Below are 19,651 nucleotides of genomic sequence, written 5' to 3' on the forward strand. Positions count from 1 at the left end.
GGATGCGGGGACGGGCCGCGCGGGGGCGGCTCCAGCGGGAGCAGGCGCGGATCCATCGCGGGGGGCTCGGGTTCCACGGCCTGCTCGCGCGCGAGCACCACCACGTCCTGGATGGCGGGGTGCTGGCGGAGCGCTGCTTCAATCTCGCCCAGCTCCACGCGGACGCCGCGGATCTTCACCTGGTGGTCGCCGCGCCCCAGGAACTCCAGCTCGCCGTCCGGCAGCTGTCGGGCCAGGTCGCCGGTGCGGAACAGGCGCGAGCCCGGAGGGCCGAAGGGGTCTGGCACGAAGCGCTCCGCGCTCAGGTCCGGCCGCAGGAAGTAGCCTCGCGCCAGGCCCGGTCCGCCCAGGTACACCTCGCCGGGCGCGCCCGGGGGAACGGGCTGTCCGCGCACGTCCAGCACATGCATCTTCATGTTGCCCAGCGGCTGGCCCAGCGGCACCGCCTTGCGCGCCATGCCGGGCACGCAGGTGAACCACGTGGCGTCGATGGACACCTCCGTCTGGCCGTAGAAGTTGAAGAGCGTCGCGGAGGAGTGCTCCGCCAGCCGGTCCACCAGGTCCGTCGTCAGCGCCTCGCCTCCGCAGACCACCGTGCGCAGCGCGTGGCAGTCCCCCATGCGCGGCTCCTCCAGCACCACGCGCAGCAGCGACGGCACCACGTTCATCTGCGTGACGCCGCGCCGGGCCATGAGGTCCGCGATGTAGCGGCTGTCCTGGTGCGCGCCGTCGCGCACCATCACCGAGCGAGCCCCCGCGAGCAGCGCGCGGAAGAACTCCCAGATGGAGGCGTCGAAGCCGAACGAGGCCACCTGGAGGACCCGGTCTTCCGGCCCGATGGGCAGCGCGTGCTGTTCCCAGAGCATCCGGTTGGCGATGCCCGCGTGGGAGATCATCACGCCCTTGGGCACGCCAGTGGAGCCGGAGGTGTGCACCACGTAGGCCAGCTGCTCCAGGTGGACGGTCCGCGCGGGAGGCGTCTGGGGCAGGCCTTCCTGTCGCCACGCGCCGGGCTCCAGGCGCGCCTCCGGCGGCACCGGCAGCTTGACCGCGAGCGAGGCGGGCGCGAGCACGTAGCGGGCGCGGCACTCCGCGACCATCAGGGCCAGCCGCTGCGTGGGGGCTCCGGCGTCCATCGGCACGAAGGCGCCGCCGGCCTTCATGACCGCGAGCATCGCCACCAGCACCTCCGTCGAGCGGGGCAGGCACAACGCCACGCGCTCCTCGGGCTCCAGGCCGGATGCGAGCAGAAGGTGCGCGAGCCGGTTGGCCCGGCGCTCCAGCTCCGCGTACGTGAGGAGGTCGTCCTCGCACTCCACCGCGATGGCCTCCGGCGTGCGCCGTGCCTGCTCCTCGAAGAGGACGTGCAGGGGGCGCGGAGACAGCGGCACCGCGGGAGGGTGGAAGGACTCCAGCGCCTGCTGGCGGCCGGCCGCGTCCAGCAGCGGCAGCGCGGAGACGTGGCGCTCCGGATCCGCCGCGATGCCCTCCAGCAGGCGCTCGTAGGCCCGCGCCAGCCGGTGGGCGGTGGAGGCGTCGAAGAGGTCCGTGTTGTATTCGAGCCAGCCCGTCAGCGCGCCCGAGGTCTCGACCAGCGTGAGGGTGAGCTCGAACTTGGCGGTGTCCGTCTCCAGGTCCAGGTTCGTCAGCGTGAGCCCCGGGAGCGCCAGCGGCTGGAGCGGCGCGTTCTGGAGGACGAACATCGTCTGGAAGAGCGGCGAGCGGCTCAGGTCCCGCTTCACGCGCAGGTCCATCACCAGCTTCTCGAAGGGGACGTCCTGGTGGGCGAAGCCGCCCAGGGCCGTCTCGCGCACGCGGCCCACCAGGTCCGTGAAGCGCGGGTCGCCGGAGAGGTTCGCGCGCAGGGGCAGCGTGTTGACGAAGAAGCCGATGAGCCCCTCGGTCTCCGCGCGGTTGCGGTTGGCGATGGGCGTGCCGACGACGAGGTCGTCCTGGCGCGTGTAGCGCTGGAGCAGCACCAGCCACGCGGCCATCAGGGTCATGAACAGCGTGGCCCCCTCCTGACGGGACAGGACGTTCAGCGCGGCGGTGACGGCCGGGGACACACCCAGGGGCAGCTGCGTGCCGCGGAAGGTCTGGGCCGGAGGACGCGGCCGGTCCGTGGGAAGGCCCAGCGCGGTGGGCGCGTCCGCCAGGTGCGCGCGCCAGTACGCGAGCTGCTCCTCCAGCACGTCGCCCTGGAGCCAGTCGCGCTGCCAGCGGGCGAAGTCGGAGTACTGCACCGTGAGCGGCGGGAGCGGCGAGGGCGCGCCCTGGAGGAAGGCCGCGTACAGCGCGGCCAGCTCGCGCACGAACACGCCGATGGACCAGCCGTCGGAGACGATGTGGTGCATCGACAGCAGCAGGATGTGCTCGGCGTCCGACAGGCGCAGCAGCTTCCAGCGGATCAACGGACCGCGCTCCAGGTCGAAGGGCGCGGCCACGTCCTCGGCGGTCAGCTCCCGCACCCGGCGCGCGGTCTCTTGCGCGTCCAGCCCGCCCAGGTCCACCACGTGCAGCGGCAGCTCGGGCGCGGGCCCCACGACCTGCACGGCCTCGCCCTCGCGGGCCTGGAAGGTCGTGCGCAGGGATTCGTGGCGCTGGACGATCTCCTGGAAGCTCTTCTCCAGGGCGCTTCTCTCCAGCGTTCCGCTGAGGCGCACGGCGAAGGGGATGCCGTAGTGGTGGCTGCCCGGCTCCAGCCGATCCAGGAACCACAGCCGCTGCTGGGCGAAGGAGGGCGGCAAGGCTCGGGGCTTCGCCGCGCGCTGCTGGATGAGGGCCCGGGCGCGGGCGCGCTTCTCCTCCAACGCGGAGGACTGCTTCTCGTCACTCATGATTCGATTTCTCCGCTTTCGAGCTCAGCGATGAGTGCGTCCAGCTCCGCCTCGGACAGCCCATCCACCCGGGGCAGCGCCTCATCTGGCGCGCGCGCCGTGAGGACGGGCTGCTTCCGGGACTCCGCCTGCCGTGAGACGACCTGCGCGAGCGCGGCCACGGTGCGCGCCTCGAAGGCGCTGCGCAGGGGCACGTCCACGCCGAAGGACTCGCGCACGCGCGAGATGACCTGGGTGGCGAGCAGCGAGTTGCCGCCCAGCTCGAAGAAGTCGTCGTGGACGCCCACCCGGGGAGCCCCGAGCAGCTCCGTCCAGATGTCCGCCAGCCGCTGCTCCGTGGCGTCGCGGGGGGCCACACCGTCCGCGCGGGGCGTGGCATCCGGCGCGGGCAGCGCGCGACGGTCCACCTTCCCGTTGAGGGTGAGCGGGAGCGCGTCCAGGAACAGGATGGCGGACGGGACCAGGGACTCCGGCAGCCGGCGGCGCAGGTGGGTCTTGAGGTCGCCTTCCGTGCACGCCTGTCCCGGCGCCACAACCGCGTGGAGCACCAGCCGCTTGTCGCCGGGCCCCTCCTCGCGGACCGTCGCGATGGCCTGCCGCACGGCGGGGTGCTCCAGCGCGAGCGACTCCACCTCTCCCAGTTCGAGGCGCAGGCCGCGCAGCTTCACCTGCGTGTCGGCGCGGCCCAGGAACTCGAGCGCCCCGTCCGGCAGGAAGCGGACCCGGTCGCCGGTGCGATAGATGCGGGCGCCGTCGCGCGCGTCGAAGGGGTGCGGCACGAAGGCGCGCGCGGTGAGCTCCGGACGGTTCAGGTAGCCGCGCGCGAGCCCCAGGCCGCCCAACCACAGCTCGCCAGGGACGCCCACGGGGACGGGTTGCTGGCGCGCGTCCAGGACGTAGGCCTGGGTGTTCGCGATGGGGCGCCCGATGGGCGGGTTCACGGCGCCCGCGGAGACGGGCCCGCTGGTGGCGACGACCGTGCACTCCGTGGGGCCGTAGTGGTTGATCAACTGGAACGGTGTGCCTTCGGGCGCGCCCCGGTGCAGCCGGTCTCCGCCGGTGAGCAGCGTCCGCAGCGCCGCGTTCGCGGGCCACGGCTGCGTGAGCACCGCCTCCGCGAGCGGCGTGGGCAGGAAGCAGCGGGTGATGCGCTCATCGGTGAGCCACGCGACGAGCCGCGAGGGCACGCCGCGCACCTCGTCCTCCACGATGTGGAGGCTGGCGCCCGCAGTGAGGGTGGGCCACAGCTCCCACACCGCGGCGTCGAACGCGGGCCCGGCGGCCTGGGTCGTGCGGTCCTCCGGCGTCAGCGCGTAGGTCCGCTGATGCCAGTCCACCAGGTGGGCCAGTCCCGCGTGCTCCAGCTCCACGCCCTTGGGGCGGCCGGTGGAGCCCGACGTGTAGATGACGTACGCCAGGTGGCGCGGGCCCGTGAGCTCCGGCGGGGCATTCGCGGGCTCCGCAGTGGCGTCGAAGCCGTCCTCCGCGAGCAGGCACCGGCAGTCCGGCGGAAGCGCCAGCGCGGCGGTGTTCCGAGAGGCCAGGAGCACCGGCGCGCGGACGTCCTCCAGGATGGACTGGAGCCGCTCCGGGGGCGCGGAAGGGTCCAACGGAACGTAGGCGCCGCCCGCCTTGAGCACGCCCAGCGCCGCTTCGACGAACGCGGTCGAGCGCTCCAGACAGAGCGCCACGGGCACGTCGGGCCCCACGCCCAGGCCGCGCAGGTGCCAGGCCAGCCGGTTCGCGCGGGCTTCGAGCTGGCCGTAGGTGAGCGCCTCACCCGCGAAGGCCACCGCGAGCGCGTCCGGCGTGCGCTGCGCCCAGGACTCGAAGCGCGCGTGCACGGGGACGTGGGACGGCGGCGCCACCGGGCGCGGGTTCCACCCGTGGAGCAGCGTGTGCCGCTCGTCCGCCGTCATCAGGGACAGGTCGCCCACGCGGCCGTCGGGATCCGCCGCGATGCTGGCCAGCAGCTCCTGGAAGTGCCCCGCGAGGCGCGCGATGGAGGCCGCGTCGAAGAGGTCCGCGTCGTATTCGAAGCGCGCGGTCAGCCCGCCGTCCTCGCCGCGCTCCAGCGAGAGGTCCAGGTCGAACTTCGCCGGAGCGGATTCGGACTCCAGGAGCGTCAGGCGCAGCCCCTGGAGAGCGCGGGAGGGCAGGGGCGCGTCCTGGTAGGAGAACGCCACCTGGAAGAGCGGCGTGCGGCCCAGGTCGCGCTCCACCGCGAGCGCTTCGACCAGCTTCTCGAAGGGCACGTCCTGGTGCTCGTGCGCCGCGAGCACGGACTCGCGCACCCGGCCCAGCAGCTGGCGGAAGGAGGGGTTGCCAGAGGCGTCCGTGCGCAGGGGCAGCGTGTTGACGAAGAAGCCGATGAGCCCTTCGGTCTCCACGCGCGTGCGGTTGGACAGCGGGCAGCCCACGACGAGGTCCTCCTGGCCCGTGTAGCGCAGCAGCAGCGTCTGGAACGCCGCCAGCAGCGTCATGAACGGCGTGGCGCCTTCGCGCCGGCCCAGCTCCGCGAGTCCACCGGCGAGCGCCGCCGGGAGATGGACCGCGTGACGGCCGCCCGCGAGTGTCCGCACCGCGGGCCGGGGCCGGTCCGTGGGCAGCTCCAGGACGCCGGGGGCGCCCGCCAGCCGCTGCTTCCAGTGCGCGAGCTGCCGCTCCAGCACGCCGTCCGCCAGCCACTCCCGCTGCCACAGCGCGAAGTCGATGTACTGGAGCGTCAGCGGCGCGAGCGCCGGAGGGACGCCCGTGGAGAACGCCGCGTACAGCGCGCCCAGCTCCCGCAGCAGCACGGCGATGGACTCGCCATCCGCGACGATGTGGTGGAGCGTCAGCAGCAGCACGTGCTCGTCAGGGCCCAGCCGCAGCAGCTGCCCGCGCAGCAGGGGGCCTTGGGCGAGCGGGAACGGAGCGCGGGCCTCATGCTTCGCGAGCCGGTGCACCTCCGCGTCGCGCGCCTCCTGGGACAGGCCGCCCAGGTCCACTTCGGGCAGTTCGAAGGGGACGTGCGCATGGACGCGCTGAACGGCGCGGCCCTGGTGCTGGGAGAAGGTGGTGCGCAGCGCCTCGTGGCGGTGGACCACTTCATCCAGGCCTCGGCGCAGCGCCGCGACATCCAGCGGACCCTGGAGGCGCACCGCCGCGGGCAGGTGGTAGCGCGCGTCGCCGGGCTCCAACTGGTCCAGGAACCACAGCCGCTCCTGCGCGTAGGACAGCGGCGCTTCCGGCGCGCGGTCCGTCCGGTGCGTCAGCGTGGGGCCTCGCGCCGGAGCGCGCACGCCCCCGTCGATGCGCGCGGCGAGCGAGGCCACCGTGGGCGCCTCGAACAGCGTGCGCAGGGGCAGCTCCACCCCGAACACCTCGCGCACTCGAGCGAGCAGCCGCGCGGCCAGCAGCGAGTGGCCGCCCATCGCGAACCAGTCCTCGTGCAGGCCCACGGCCCCGCCGAGCAGCTCCGCCCAGAGGCCCGCGAGCGACTGCTCCGTGGCGGTGCGCGGCGCCGCGTCCTCCGGGGACGTGGAGCGCTCCAGCTCGGGCGCGGGCAGGGCCTGACGGTCCACCTTGCCCGTGGGGGTCAGCGGCAGCGCGGGCAGGAGCACGAAGGCCGCGGGGCACATCACCTCCGGCAGCTCGCGGCGCACGTGCTCGCGCAGCGCGGCTCCGGTGAGCACCGCGTCCGGCGCGGCGACGACGTAGGCGACGAGGCGCTTGCCCGCGGGAGGCTCGTCGCGCACCGCGACCACGCACTGCCGCACGTCCGGGTGACGCTGGAGGACGGATTCAATCTCCCCCAGTTCGATGCGGAAGCCGCGCAGCTTCACCTGATGGTCGAGCCGGCCCAGGAACTGGAGCTCGCCCTCCGGCAACAGGCGCGCGAGGTCTCCGGTCCGGTACAGGCGCGCGCCGGGGACCGCGCTGAAGGGATCCGGCACGAAGGCACGGGCGGTGAGGTCGGGGCGGTCCAGGTAGCCCCGAGCCACGCCCGGCCCGCCGATGCACAGCTCGCCCGCGACCCCCAGCGGCTGGGGCCGCAGCTCCGCGTCGAGCACGTGCACGCGCACGCCGTCCAGCGGCCGGCCGATGGTGGGCAGGCCGGACGCCACGTCCCCGGGCTCGACCGGGGCGAAGGTGGCGGCCACGGTGCCTTCGGTGGGACCGTAGAGGTTGGTGACGCGGAAGGGAGTGCGCGTGGAGGGCCGCCGGTGCAGGCGGTCACCGCCGGTGGTCAGCTCGCGCAGCGCGAGCGACTGGGGCCACGCCTGTCCGAGCACGCCCTCCGCCAGGGCCGTGGTGAGGAAGGTGTGGGTGATGCGCTCGGCGGCGAGCCACGCGACGAGCCGCTCCGGCATGGCGCGCACGTCATCGCCGGGCAGGTGCAGGCTGGCGCCCGCGATGAGCGCGGGCCACACCTCCAGCACGGACGCGTCGAAGACCGGCGTGGACAGGTGCGTGGCCCGCGCCGAGGGCGACAGCCCGAAGGTCCGCTGGTACCAGCCCGCGAAGTGGGCCAGTCCGCCGTGCGTGAGCTGCACACCCTTGGGCCGCCCGGTGGAGCCGGACGTATAGATGACGTAGGCGAGGTGATCCTCGTCGGGCGTGACGTCCAGCGAGGTGTCCGGCACGTCGTGGGCCGCGGCCGTCACGTCGTCCAGCACCCGCGCGGACGCAGGCAGCCGTGAGCGCAGCTCTGGCGTCGTGAGCACCACCGCCGCGCCCACGTCCTCCAGCAGTGCTTCCAACCGCGCCCGCGGTGCATCCGGATCCAGCGGCACGTACGCGCCGCCCGCCTTGAGGACGCCCAGCAGCGACAGCACCTGCTCGGGCGAGCGGTGCATCAGCACGCCGACGCGCACGTCCGGACCCACGCCCAGCTGGCGCAGCCTTCGCGCGAGTACGCGGGCCTGGCGCTCCAGCATTCCGTACGTCCAATGCCGCCCGTCCGAAGCGATGGCCAGCGCGTCGGGCGCGAGCGCGGCGTGTGACGCGATGGCGTGGTGAACGGGGGTGAAGGACGCGGGCGCCAGGGCCCCCGCGCTGAACGTGCGCACGCGCTCCTGCTCCGCGTCCGGCAGCAGCGGCAGGGCCGACACGCGCTGGTCCGCGTCCGCCGCGATGCCCGCGAGCAGGCACGTGAAGCGCGCCACCATGCGCCCGGCGGTGTCCGCGTCGAAGAGGTCCGTGTCGTAGCGGAGCGCGCCGTCCAACCCGCTCGGCGCATCCGCCATCTGGAGCGCGAGGTCGAACTGCGCGGTGCCCAGCTCCACCGGCACGCTCTCCGCCTCCAGCCCCGCGAAGCGCACGCGCACTCCAGGAAGGCCCAGCACCAGAGGGGTGAGCTCCTCGCGCCGGTGCGGCTGCTCCCAGGCGAACACCGCCTGGAACAACGGAGACCGGCTCGCGTCGCGCGGACGCCGCAGCCGTTCCACGAGCAGGGGGAAGGGGAACTCCTGGTGCTCCAGCGCCTCCAGCACCGTGCGCCGGACCCGGCCCAGGTGCTCGCGGAAGGACGGGTCCCCGGACAGGTCCGCCACCAGCGCCACGGGATTGACGTGGTAGCTGACGACGTCCTCCAGCCCCGCGCGCGTGCGCCCCGCCGCGGGCGAGCCGACCGCGAAGCGCTCCTGTCCCGCATGCCGGGCGAGGAGGACCTGCCACGTGGCGAGCAGCAGCGAGAACAGCGTCGTGCCCTCTTCACGCGCCAGCGCGCGCAGCCGCCGCGTCAGGTCCGCGTCCAGCCGGAAGGTGCACGCTGAGCCCCGGAACGCGCGCACCGGGGGACGGGCGCGGTCGGTGGGCAGCTCCAGGACGTCAGGCACGCCGTCCAACTGCTTGTGCCAGTACGCGAACAGCCGCTCACCCTCGGGGCCCTCCAGGAACGGGCGCTGCCAGCGGGCGAAGTCCGAGGGCCGCAGGGCCGGAGCAGGGGACGCGGAGTCTCGTCCCTCCTTCAACGCGGGGTAGAGCCCGTGCAGCTCCTCCGCGAGCAGCGCCAGCGACCACAGGTCCAGGATGAGATGGTGCGCCGCGAGCAGCAGCACCTGGCCGCCGCCAGCGTGGGCGTACAGCGAGGCGCGCAAGAGCGGCCCCTGCTCCAGCGAGAACGGGCGTGACGCGTCCGCCGCCAGCGCGCGCCGCAGCGGAGCGTCCTCCAGCGGAAGCGAGGTCGCGTCCTCCAGGAGCCCCTCGCCAATGGCCGCGTCCGCCCGCTGCACGAAATCACCGTGCTCCAGGTGGAGCGTGGTGCGCGGGGCCGCGTCCGCCCGCTGCACGAGCGCGCCGTGCTCCAGGTGGAGCGTGGTGCGCGGGGCCGTGCCCGCCCGCTGCACGAGCGCACCGTGCTCCAGGTGGAGCGTGGTGCGCGGGGCCGTGCCCGCCCGCTGCACGAGCGCGCCGTGCTCCAGGTGGAGCGTGGTGTTCGGGGCCGCGTCCGCCCTCTGCACCAGCTCACCGCGCTCCAGATGGAAGGTGGTGCGCGGGGCCGGGTGCACCTGCTGCACGAGCTCACCCGCGTGCTCCAGGTGGAAGGTGGTGCGCAGGGCCGGGTGCCGCGCCACCAGCCGCGCCAGCGCCTCGCGCAGCGTGGGCACGTCCGCGGGCGTGTGGAAGCGCACCGCGAAGGCGAGGTGGTTCGCGGTGCTGTCCGGCGCCAGGCGCTGCGCCAGCCAGAGCGCCTTCTGTCCCTCGGACACCGGGTGGCGTCCCAGCGCGTCCCCCGACGCCGTGGGCGCGAGCGGCCGCTGTCCCAGCGAGCCCACCAGCTCCCGCGCCAGGGCCCGCAGGCTCACCGCGTCCATCAGCCGCGCCAGGGACGTGTCCGTGCCCAGCCACGCGTCCAGGTCGCTCTTGAGCTCCACCGTCGCCAGCGAGTCCAGCCCCAGGCTGATGAGCGTCCGCTCCGCGTCGACGTGCGCGCGCGGAAGGCGCAGCCTCGCCGCCACCGCGTCCACCAGCGACGCCTCCAAGAGCGCCGCGCGCTCCGGCTCCGGGAGCGCGAGCAGCTGCTCCGGACGCAGCGTGGGCACGGGCGGAACGGAGGCCTGGAGCGTGCTCTGGCCCAGCACCTCCAGCTCCCCGGCGAGCCACGCCTGCCGGCACGCGTACCGCTGCACCTTGCCGCTGGACGTCTTCGGCAGGGAGCCGCCCTGGATGAGCACCACGTCATGGGCCTGGGCATCGTGCGCCAGCGCCACGGCCTCGCGGATGCTCCGGGCCAGCGCCTCCAGGTCCGTGCCGGCGTGGCGCGCGTCCACCTCCTGCACGATGACCAGCCGCTCCTCGCCCTCCAGCTCCACGGAGAACGCCGCGGTGCAGCCCGGCCTCAGCGCGGGGTGCACGCGCACCGTGGTGGACTCCACGTCCTGCGGGTACAGGTTGCGCCCGCGCAGGATGATGAGGTCCTTGATGCGCCCGGTGACGAACAGCTCGCCGCCGCGCAGCACGCCCAGGTCGCCGGTGCGCAGGTAGCGCGCGTCGTCCGAGCCCCCGCCCTCCACCCGCGCGTGGAAGACGCGCGCGCTCTCCTCCGGCCGCTCCCAATAGCCCTGGCCCACGCTGGCGCCCGCCACCCAGATTTCGCCCTCCTCGCCAGGCGCGCACTCGCGGGCGGTGCGCGCGTCCACCAGCCGCACCGTGTTCCCCTCCAGCACCCGGCCGGAGCCCACCAGGTTCACTCCGTCCGTCACCGGCGCGGTGCCCAGCGCGTGCCCGGTGACGATGAGCGTCGACTCGGCCAGCCCGTAGCAGGGGAAGAAGGCCTCCCTGCGGAAGCCCTGCGGCGCGAAGGCTTCGTGGAAGCGCTCCAGCGTCTCCGGCCGGATGGGCTCCGCGCCGTTGAAGGCCACCTTCCAGCGGCTCAGGTCCAGCGTCGCGCGCTCCTCGGCGCTGACCTTCCGGACGCACAGGTCGTAGGCGAAGTTGGGCCCGCCGCTCGTCGTGGCCCCGTAGCGCGACACCGCCTGGAGCCAGCGGAAGGGGCGCTGCAGGAACGCGATGGGCGACATCAGCACGACGGGGAAGCCGCCGTAGAGCGGCTGGAGCAGCCCGCCGATGAGCCCCATGTCGTGGTACGGCGGCAGCCAGATGACGCCCCGGCTGTCGCGCGAGTGGCCGAACGCGCGGTGGATGAGCGCCAGGTTCGCCAGCAGGTTGCGATGCGTCAGCATCACGCCCTTGGGGCTGCCCGTGGAGCCGGACGTGTACTGGAGGAACGCCAGCGCGTCCCCCGTGACGCCCGGGTCCTTCCAGCCGTCCTCCAGCCCCGGCGCCAGCGCGTCCGTGGCCACCCAGGTGAGCCCCGCCAATTCCGGCGCCTGCTCGAAGAGCATCCCGGCCATGCCGTGGATCATCTCCGTGGTGAGCACGAAGCGCGCCCGCGCGTCGCGCACCATCGCCTCCAGGCGCGGCAGGCTGCGGTTGAGGCGCGTCACGTCCGGCGGATACGCCGGCACCGCCACCACGCCCGCGTACAGGCACCCGAAGAAGGCCGTCAGGTATTCGTTGCCCGGCGGGAACAGCAACAGCGCCCGCTCCCCCCGCGCCCCGTTCGCCTGGAGCCAGGCGCCAATGGCACGCGCCTGCCGGTCGAACTCTCCATAGGTGAGCGCTGCTTCTTCGGATTCACCATCCACCAGGAAGGTGTAGCCCTGATGTCCTGGCGCTTCCGTGGCACGAATGCGCAGGAGTTCAATCAGGCTGGCCGGCGACATGTCGTTGGGCTCCAGGCGATGTATGGCTTGGAAAACACCATTCATGTGTCACGGCCAAGTCGTGTATGTCAAATCTTGCATTGATATGCTTGAAGCCTGTAAATTCCTTGAGAACTGGTTGTTTTCAGCCCAAAGACAACCATGCGGGTCGCAATCCCAACACCGGGTCCCTCTAGGAGAGCGGATGTACGAGAACATCGAGCGCATCAAGGCCCCTACTCGCGAAGTCTTCCTCGACGAGTACGTGCGGAAGCAGAAGCCCGTCATCATCACGAACCTGTTCGAGGGGCAGCCCATCAGCCGGCTGTCCAGCCTGGACATCGCCCGCAAGGAGCTGGGGGACATGCCCGTCGTGGTGCAGGAGGGCCACGAGGAATACTTCACCCGCATGCTGTCGATGCTCATCTCGAAGGACTTCACCTTCTCCGACATCGGGAAGAACCAGAGCACGGTGAACGGCTACCTGGAGATGGTGGCAAAGGACCCTGACAGCCGTCTGGTCTGCGCGGAGGTCCCCCGGTCGATGATCCAGAAGGTGGAGGCTGGATACACCATCCCCGAGTACTGTCAGCCGGACCCGGGGGAACCCGACGAGTACATGTCGATGCTGTGGTTGGGTAACACGGGCAACTTCACCCACATGCACTTCGACGCGGACTACAAGAACATCTTCCAGTACCAGCTCTGGGGGGAGAAACGCGTGGTGCTGGTGCCGCCCACGTCGTCGCGGAAGATCCTGCCCATGCGTAACAACAGCGCGCTCAGCCCGGAAGGACTCAGCCAGGAGGAGAACGACAACTTCGTGCGCTACGTGGGCGGTTACCAGGCGGTGATTCGCACCGGCGAGACGCTCTTCATGCCCGCCCTGATGTGGCACTACTTCGAGTACATGGACACCAGCATGGCGCTGACCATGCGCTTCCGCCGCAACCGGTACCTGCGCTTCCTGGCGGACCACTTCCACACCGACTACCGCCTCCAGCACATCGCCTGGAAGCTGGCGAACGAGCGGGGGGTGGACGAGCAGGGCCGCAAGGCCTTCGCGCGGCTGGAGGCGGAGTTCCTCAAGCCCATGGACAACCCCGTGGAGAAGGCCAACCACCTCCAGCAGGTGGTCAATGACATCTACGCCAGCTTCTGCACGGACGGCCTGAAGGGAGACCTGAGCCGTCCCTTCCTGGAAGAGATTCGCGGGGCCATCCGGAGCATGGATGTCCTGGCGGGTTCCCTGTATTCAGACGAGCGCCCCACGGCTTGAGTTGGTTTTGAGGGCTGGCGCCCGCCCAATCCCTTGCATCGGCGGGGGATGGGGTGGGCGCCGGACCTGATACATCTCAAAGCCCCCACTGGTGGGACCACTTCAACAACCAGGTGTCCGTGGTGGCGCCGTCCAGCAATTGGTTGGGCGCCAGGCGGGTCACCTGGGGGGTGCCCGGCGTGGTGGGCAGCTCCGTCTGGGCGCGTGAGTAGACGAAGTACAGCGTGGAACCCAGCCGGTACTCCCAACGCAGCACGGCGTTGAGGTTGAGCGCGGACTCGTGGAAGTCCGGGTCCAGCGCGGTCGTGGTGGGCGTCAGCCGCGCGAGCGGCAGCCGGCCGTTGGCGTCCGGGGTTCCTTCGAAGAAGGGGCCGTAGCGGCCGTACGCGGAGAAGAACTGCGCGTACGCCTGGAGCGTGAGCCGCGGGGTGAGCACCAGCAGCTGGCGCAGCGTGAAGGACACGGCGCGCGGGTGCAGCTGGCCGAACACGAGCCGGCCGTCCTCGTCCCCCACGTAGCGGGGCCCGTCCAGGTTGGTCAGCAGCTCGCTGGTCAGCTGCGTCTCCAGGCGCGGCGTGGGGCGCCACGTCAGGGTCACCGCGCCGCCGCCGCCCGTCTTGGAGGGCAGGGGCGCCGGGGCGGAGATGCGGCCCACGTAGCCGTCCAGCTGGAAGGAGAGGGCGCGGTTCTTGTCCGTGGAGCCCGCGCACGCCGCGTACCGGTACGGCGGGCGCTCGTAGGGGATGCCGGTGAGGGGAATCTCGCGGATGTCGCTGCGCCCGGTCAGCTGGCCCAGCTCGCACTCCACGGCGTGGAAGCCGGGCAGCGTGGCCAGCGCGCCCACCGTGAGCTTGTGGCTGAGGCGGATGCCGCGCCCGTCCGTGGTCCAGCTGCTGATGCCCTGCACGGAGGAGGAGAAGTCCAGCAGGGGCCCGAAGCCGGTGGGCCGCACGAAGGACACCCGGCCTGACGCCTCCTGGAGGTTCTGGGTCGGCTGGTAGCCCGTGGTGCTCAGCTCCAGGCGCGGCGACAGGTACTCGTAGCCCACGTCGAAGCGGAAGGGCTCACCGCCCTGCTTGCCGCCGCTCACGTAGGTGCCCAGGCCCAGGTCCCCCGGGCGCAGGAGCGTGCCGTCGCGCAAGGCACGCCCCGCCTCCGGGCCTCCCGCCACGCGCGAGCCGGTGAGCTGGCCGCGCACGCCCCACGCGCCGTCCGTGCCGCGCACGTCCCAGTCCAGCGCCGCCGCGTTCCCGCCGGCCACCCGGCACGCGTCGCGCTCGGCGGGGTCCTGGGGCAGGCCGCCCGCGCACAGGTCCGACAGGGGCGTCGCCGCCGCGAACGTGCCGCCCACGGACACGCCGGTGACGGGCTGCTGCCGCAGCACGACGGTGAGGAAGTTCTGCGCGGCGCCGGCCTGCGCGGGCAGCGCGTTGTTGGGGCCCAGGTGCAGCGGCCGGGACGGGTGGAAGCGGATGCGCCGGTCCGGCGGCGCTTCGCCGTCCTCACCCGTCAGGTCCGTCCGGGGCGCGGAGGGGCCCATCACCACCGCGTCCAGCACGCCCACCTGGAGCGTGTCGGTGAGGTTTCCGGTCAGCTTCACCGCCGCCAGGATGGGCGTCTCCAGGCCGATGCGCCGCGTGTAGAAGAGCGTCTGCGAGGAGTCCCCCACCGGCTGGAAGACGTCCATGCCCTGGAGGAAGAAGGGGCGCTTCTCCGGGAAGAACTGCTCGAAGGTGCTGAGGTTGAGGATGAGCTGATCCGCCTCCACCTGGCCGAAGTCCGGGTTCACCGTGGCGGTGAGCGTCAGGTCGCTGGTGAGCGCCGCGCGCAGGTCCACGCCCACGTCCGCGGACGGAGAGCCCAGCCGGGGCGTGGGGCGCGCCGGGTCCGCGTAGCGGGGGCTCATGCCGAAGCGCGCGGCGACGTAGGGCGTCAGCTGCACGCCGCCGCGGGACGGGATGCGCTCCAGGCCCTCCAGGTGCCCGAAGCGGGACACGAAGGCGTTGTCGTTGCGCGGCAGGAGGGTGGAGTCGATGACCTCCCGCGTGCGGGCCAGCTGCCGGCGCACCGCGAGCCCGAAGGTGTGCGTGGGCGCCTCCGGGAAGCGCAGCAGGTGCAGGGGGATGACCAGCTCCGCGGACCACCCGTCCGGCAGGTCCGCGGCGGCGCCGTCCCACACCGCGTCCCAGTCCTCGGTGTACTTGATGTCCTCGAAGTAGAGGACGTCCCGGAGGATGCCGCCCGCGTTCACCGTGAACGCGTACGCGGTGCGGTGGTCGTGCGCGCTGTCCACCATCACCGTGACGGAGTCCGACTCCGGGGGCCGGTCCCGGCGCCCCAGCTGCCGGTTGATGAGCAGGGGCTGTGAGTCGCGCGCCAGGATGCCGACGTAGAGGTTGTCGTCGTCGTAGAGGACGCGCAGGTCGGTGCGCTCGCTGGGCGCCGCGCCATTCTTCGGGAAGGTCTGCACGAAGCGGTCGAACAGCGGCGCCTGCGCCCACTCCGCCTCGTCCAGCCGGCCGTCCAGCTGGATGGGCTTGAGCGTGCGCCGGGCCTGGATGGCCCCGGAAGCGGGCGGCCCTTCCGCGCGCGGCGCGGCGGCCCAGAGCAGGGTGAGGAGCCCCATGACGACGGGCGCCGTGGAACGCGGACGGGGAACGGGAGACATGGTGGGGAGTGCTCAGGTCCAGCGGAACAGGCGCACGGCCAGGGCGAAGCACGCGGAGCCCCACGTGCCCAGGATGGCCAGGTCCGGCAGCAGCGCGGACAGCGGCGCGCCTTCGTTGATGACGGCGCGCATGCAGGCGTTCATCGCGCTCAGGGGCAGCGCCCGGATGAGCGGCTGGACCGCGTCCGGGAAGTGGCTGGAGGCGAAGAAGATGCCCGCCAGCCCCATCATGGGCACCATCACCATGTTGATGAGGCCCACGGCCGTCTCGCTGGTGCGGGCGCGCGAGGCGCACAGGAACGCCAGCCCGCTGAAGGCGAACGTCCCCGCCAGGGCCACCGCCGCCACCGCCGCGAGCGAGCCGTGGATGGGCATGCCGAACGTCACGCGCGCGAAGCCCAGCACGAGCGGCAGGTCCACGCACAGCACGAACACCCCCCGCGCCAGCGCGAAGGACAGCAGGTACTCCGGGCGGCGCATGGGCGTGGCCGCGAAGCGCTTGAGCAGCCGGCGCTGCCGGGCCAGGACGATGACGAACGTGATGCCCCACATGCTGCCGGCCATCACGTTCATGCCGACGAGGCCGGGCACCAGCCAGTCCACGTAGCGCGTGCCGGGCGCGCTCACCGCGTCGTCCTTCACGGGGCGCGCGTCGGCGCGGCCCGCGTCGCGCTGGAGCACGTCGTCCACGAAGGTGCGCGTGGCGGGAGACTCCGGGCGGGTGGGGTCGAAGCGGTAGGCCAGCGCGCCCCCGGTCTGCTCCGGAGGCGTCACCTGCAGCGCGAACCGGCCGGTCCGCAGGCCCGCGTTCGCCTCGGAGGCCGGGACGCGCTCGGGCGTGAGGCCCGGGTGGGCGGCCAGGGCCGCGGCGACGCGCTCGGCGCCGGGACCGTCCACCACCGCCACGCGCGTGCGCGGCGTCACGCCGTGGTTGAACGCGCTGCCCAGCGCCACCGTGAGGAGGATGGGGAAGACGAACGTCCAGAAGAGGGTGCCCGGCTCGCGGATGAACTCCCGCAGCCGGGTGAGCGTCAGGCGCGCCAGCGGCGGCATGCGCCGTCCCCGCGCGGGCCGCGCGCCAGCGACCGCGTCCATGGTGGGCTCAGTCACGCAGGTTCCTCCCCGTCAGGGACACGAAGACGTCCTCCAGCGTGGCGTTGCGCGTGGTCAGCCCGGACAGCTCCGCGCCGCGCTCCGCGATGCGCGCCAGGATGGAGGGCAGCGCCAGGTGGGGCCGCGACACCGACAGCGCCAGGCGGCCCGTGAGCGTGGTGCGCGCGGCCGTCACCCCGGCCACGGACTCGAAGTCCGGCGGGCCCAGCGCGGGCTGCGTGGTGAGCTCCACCACGTGCTCTCCGCCCAGCGACGCGACCAGCTCCGCGGGCGTGCCCACCGCGATGACCTGGCCCTTGTCCACCACCGCCACGCGGTCGCAGAGCTGCTCCGCCTCGTCCATGTAGTGCGTGGTGAAGACCACGGTGCGCCCGCGCGCGCGGAAGGCGGAGATGAGCTGCCAGAGCGCCCGGCGCGACTGTGGATCCAGGCCCGTGGTGGGCTCGTCCATGAAGATGAGCTCCGGGTCGCCCGCCAGGCTGCACGCGATGGACAGCCGCTGCCGCTGGCCGCCGGACAGCCGCACCACCCAGCTGTCGGACTTGTCCGTGAGCTGGAGCAGCGCCAGCAGCTCCTCCGTGTCCGGCCCCTGCGAATAGAAGGACCGGAAGAGCTCCAGCGTCTCGCGCACCGTCAGCTTGTCGGAGAGGAGGTTCTCCTGGAGCACCACGCCAATGCGCTCGCGCAGCGCGTTCCCGGCCTTCTCCCAGGTGCGCCCCAGCACCTCGACCTCGCCGCGGGTGGCCGTCTGGAGTCCCTCGAGGATCTCCAGCGTCGTCGTCTTGCCCGCGCCGTTGGGGCCCAGGAGTCCGAAGCACTCGCCGGTGCGGACCTCCAGGTCGAGGCCCCGAACGGCAGCCACATCACCGAACTCTTTGTGCAGTCCCCGCACACGGATGGAAATCCCCACATGTCTGGAAATAGACAAATTCCAGGATGCGAACAAGGAGGTGCCGGGTAGGCGCGGGGCTCAAGCTGGCTTGATCACCACGAGTCCGAACATCAGCGGGAGGGTGGGCAACTCCTCCGGTGGCCACATGCGGCGGCCCTCTGTTTCGCGCATGCGGGGGAAGAGACGCGCGCCGTTCGCGTACGGGTACTCGCGGAGGGCCTCCAGGCGCAGGCCCGCGGACAACAGGGCGGTGATGATCTCCCCCAGCCCCCACTGGAACGTGTGGTCCGGATGCGGGTTGCGGAAGTCCTTCACGCCCTCTTTGAAGCCCCAGGGCACGAGCGCGTCCTGCGCCTGCGCGACGTAGTCCGTCACGCCAGAGGTCTCCACGTGCACGCCTCCACCATAGGGGTAGTGGAGCCTCCACTGTTCGTCGAGCGTGAGCGCCAGCGGATGGAAGTCGACGACGACGAAGCGGCCTCCCGGCGCGAGCACGCCCGCGAGTCCCCGGGCCCAGGCGCCCAGGTCGGACAGCCAGCACATCGCGCCATAGGAGGAGAAGGCGACGTCGTAGCGCGTGCCCTCCGCGGAGGCGGCGGCGAGCCAGTCGTAGACGTCCTGCCGCACGAAGGTGCCCGGGAGGCCGGACGCCTCGGAGAGCGAGCGCGCGAACGCGACGGCCTCGTCGCTGATGTCCACGCCCGTCACGCGCGCGCCCCGGGCCGCGAAGCTCAGCGTGTCCTGCCCGCTGTTGCACAAGAGGTGCACCAGCGACCGGTCCCGCACGTCCCCCACCAGCTCCCGCTCCTCGGGGAAGAGGGTGCAGTGGCCTTCGCGCAGGGCGCGGGCCTGGTCGCCCTTGTGGCTGTTGTGCGCCGGGGTGGCCTCGTTCCACGAGCGCCGGTTGGCTTCATGCAGTTCTTTGGAGGGAGCCATGGGGCCATGATTCCAGGGGTGCAGGGGGGAAGGGTAGAAGAGAGGGGTGACTTCCTCCTGGTTGCCCCTGCACCGGGCCCGCGCTGGCACCCGCGTGCGCCTGTTCTGCTTCCCGTTCGCGGGCGGCGGCGCGTCCGTGTTCCGGCCCTGGGCCGGCGTGCTGCCGGAGGGCATGGAGCTGGCCGCGGTGCAGCCGCCGGGCCGTGAGGAGCGCCTGTCGGAGCCGCCCTTCACGTCGCTGCCCGCGCTGCTGGAGGCAATGGACGCGGCGCTGTCGCCCTGGCTGGAGGACCGGCCGTTCGCCTTCTTCGGGCACAGCCTGGGGGCGCTGGTGGCCTTCGAGTGGACGCGGCGCCTGCGCCAGCGGGGCGGGCCCGCGCCGCTGCACCTCTTCGTGTCCGGCGCGCCCGCGCCCGGCCTGTCGCGCACGGGTCCCCTGCTGCACGCGTTGCCGGAGCCGGAGTTCCTCCAGGTGGTGCGCCAGTTGGGCGCGGGGGCCTTCGACGGGCTCCCGGACGCGGGGCTCCTGGAGGCGTGGGGCCCCCTGCTGCGCGCGGACCTCCAACTGGCGGAGAGCGCGGCCCCCGGGCCCGGTGAGCCGGTGGACGTTCCCCTCTCCGCCTTCGGAGGGCTGGATGACGCGGCCGTCTCCCGGGAGGAGCTGGCCGCGTGGCGCGAGCGGACGCGCGGCGCGTTCTCCCAGCACATGCTGCCCGGGGGGCATCTCTTCATCCGCGCTGGCTACCCCGCCGTCATCCAGGTGCTCTGGCGGAAGCTGCGCGGGGCCGTGCCGGGACTCTGAGGCGTCAGTACTCGCCCGTCACGCTCACCAGTGTCTCGTCCGTCACCGCGAAGCCGAAGGGCACCGGCATGGTGTCCTCCGGGCGTTGGGCCGCGGGCGCGCCGGGGGCCAGGTCCAGGTCGAAGCGCACGGCGGTCGCGCGGAGTTGGACCTTCGTGCCCTCGGGGACGGTGAGCTCCAGCGGCAGGCCTCCCGGTGGCACGTCCCAGTACTCCAGCAGCCCGCCGCCCGGCACGTCGCGCAGCCGGGCCACGGCGCTCGCGTCCACCGGCTGGCCGGCGATGGTCAGCGCCCGCAGCGGCGTGCCCGCCCCGAACCGGACCTGGAGCAGGGGCGCCCGCTCCACGGACTCCACGTGGAGCACCAGCCGCCGCAGTCCGTCCCGCGTCTCGTCCCGTGACACGCGCACGCTGGGGGCCGGCAGGGGCCGGTGG

The 19,651-nt window shown here is 72.8% G+C and carries 9 protein-coding genes; 2 read left to right on the top strand and 7 right to left on the bottom strand.

From position 1 onward, the window contains the following. Together D7Y11_RS32985 and D7Y11_RS32990 are read right to left on the bottom strand one after the other, a co-directional pair. On the bottom strand, positions 1-2,837 hold a 2,837-nt coding region (locus D7Y11_RS32985; protein WP_126935675.1), incomplete at its 3' end, for an amino acid adenylation domain-containing protein. After that, entirely contained in the window at positions 2,834-11,548 is an 8,715-nt protein-coding gene (locus tag D7Y11_RS32990; protein ID WP_158642030.1) for a non-ribosomal peptide synthetase, read from the bottom strand. The genes D7Y11_RS32990 and D7Y11_RS32985, both read right to left, overlap by 4 nt. Before the next feature lie 184 nt (positions 11,549-11,732). Here D7Y11_RS32990 and D7Y11_RS32995 point away from each other — a divergent pair, with 184 nt between their 5' ends. Continuing rightward, positions 11,733-12,806: a cupin-like domain-containing protein gene (locus D7Y11_RS32995; protein WP_158642031.1), complete on the top strand. Its 1,074-nt coding sequence runs from the start codon at positions 11,733-11,735 to the stop codon at positions 12,804-12,806. Positions 12,807-12,882: 76 nt separating this feature from the next. Here D7Y11_RS32995 and D7Y11_RS33000 read toward each other — a convergent pair whose 3' ends face one another. From D7Y11_RS33000 to D7Y11_RS33015, 4 genes are all read right to left on the bottom strand, one after another. Continuing rightward, positions 12,883-15,474 (bottom strand): DUF5916 domain-containing protein, encoded by a 2,592-nt coding sequence (locus D7Y11_RS33000; RefSeq protein ID WP_126935678.1) that lies wholly within the window; start codon positions 15,472-15,474, stop codon positions 12,883-12,885. 12 nt (positions 15,475-15,486) lie between these two features. Next, positions 15,487-16,584 carry an ABC transporter permease gene (locus D7Y11_RS33005; protein WP_233607457.1) on the bottom strand — a complete coding sequence of 366 codons (1,098 nt, stop codon included), beginning with the start codon at positions 16,582-16,584 and terminating at the stop codon, positions 15,487-15,489. Next, positions 16,577-17,449 carry an ABC transporter ATP-binding protein gene (locus D7Y11_RS33010; protein ID WP_233597186.1) on the bottom strand — a complete coding sequence of 291 codons (873 nt, stop codon included), beginning with the start codon at positions 17,447-17,449 and terminating at the stop codon, positions 16,577-16,579. Before D7Y11_RS33010 ends, D7Y11_RS33005 begins: the two co-directional genes overlap by 8 nt. Before the next feature lie 108 nt (positions 17,450-17,557). Then, complete coding sequence (locus D7Y11_RS33015) at positions 17,558-18,415, bottom strand: bifunctional 2-polyprenyl-6-hydroxyphenol methylase/3-demethylubiquinol 3-O-methyltransferase UbiG (RefSeq protein ID WP_126935679.1); 858 nt, start codon at positions 18,413-18,415, stop codon at positions 17,558-17,560. Positions 18,416-18,461: 46 nt separating this feature from the next. Between D7Y11_RS33015 and D7Y11_RS33020 the strand changes: the two genes are divergently transcribed. Further along, positions 18,462-19,217: a thioesterase II family protein gene (locus tag D7Y11_RS33020; protein WP_126935680.1), complete on the top strand. Its 756-nt coding sequence runs from the start codon at positions 18,462-18,464 to the stop codon at positions 19,215-19,217. Between the two features lie 4 nt (positions 19,218-19,221). Here the strand turns inward: D7Y11_RS33020 and D7Y11_RS43515 are convergent. Next, positions 19,222-19,651 (bottom strand): hypothetical protein (locus tag D7Y11_RS43515; RefSeq protein ID WP_199753846.1); only part of this gene is annotated, 430 nt, incomplete at its 5' end.

Origin of the sequence: Corallococcus sp. AB018 (genome assembly GCF_003986945.1) — a bacterium.
In the GTDB taxonomy this organism is placed as follows: Bacteria; Myxococcota; Myxococcia; order Myxococcales; family Myxococcaceae; genus Corallococcus; species Corallococcus exiguus.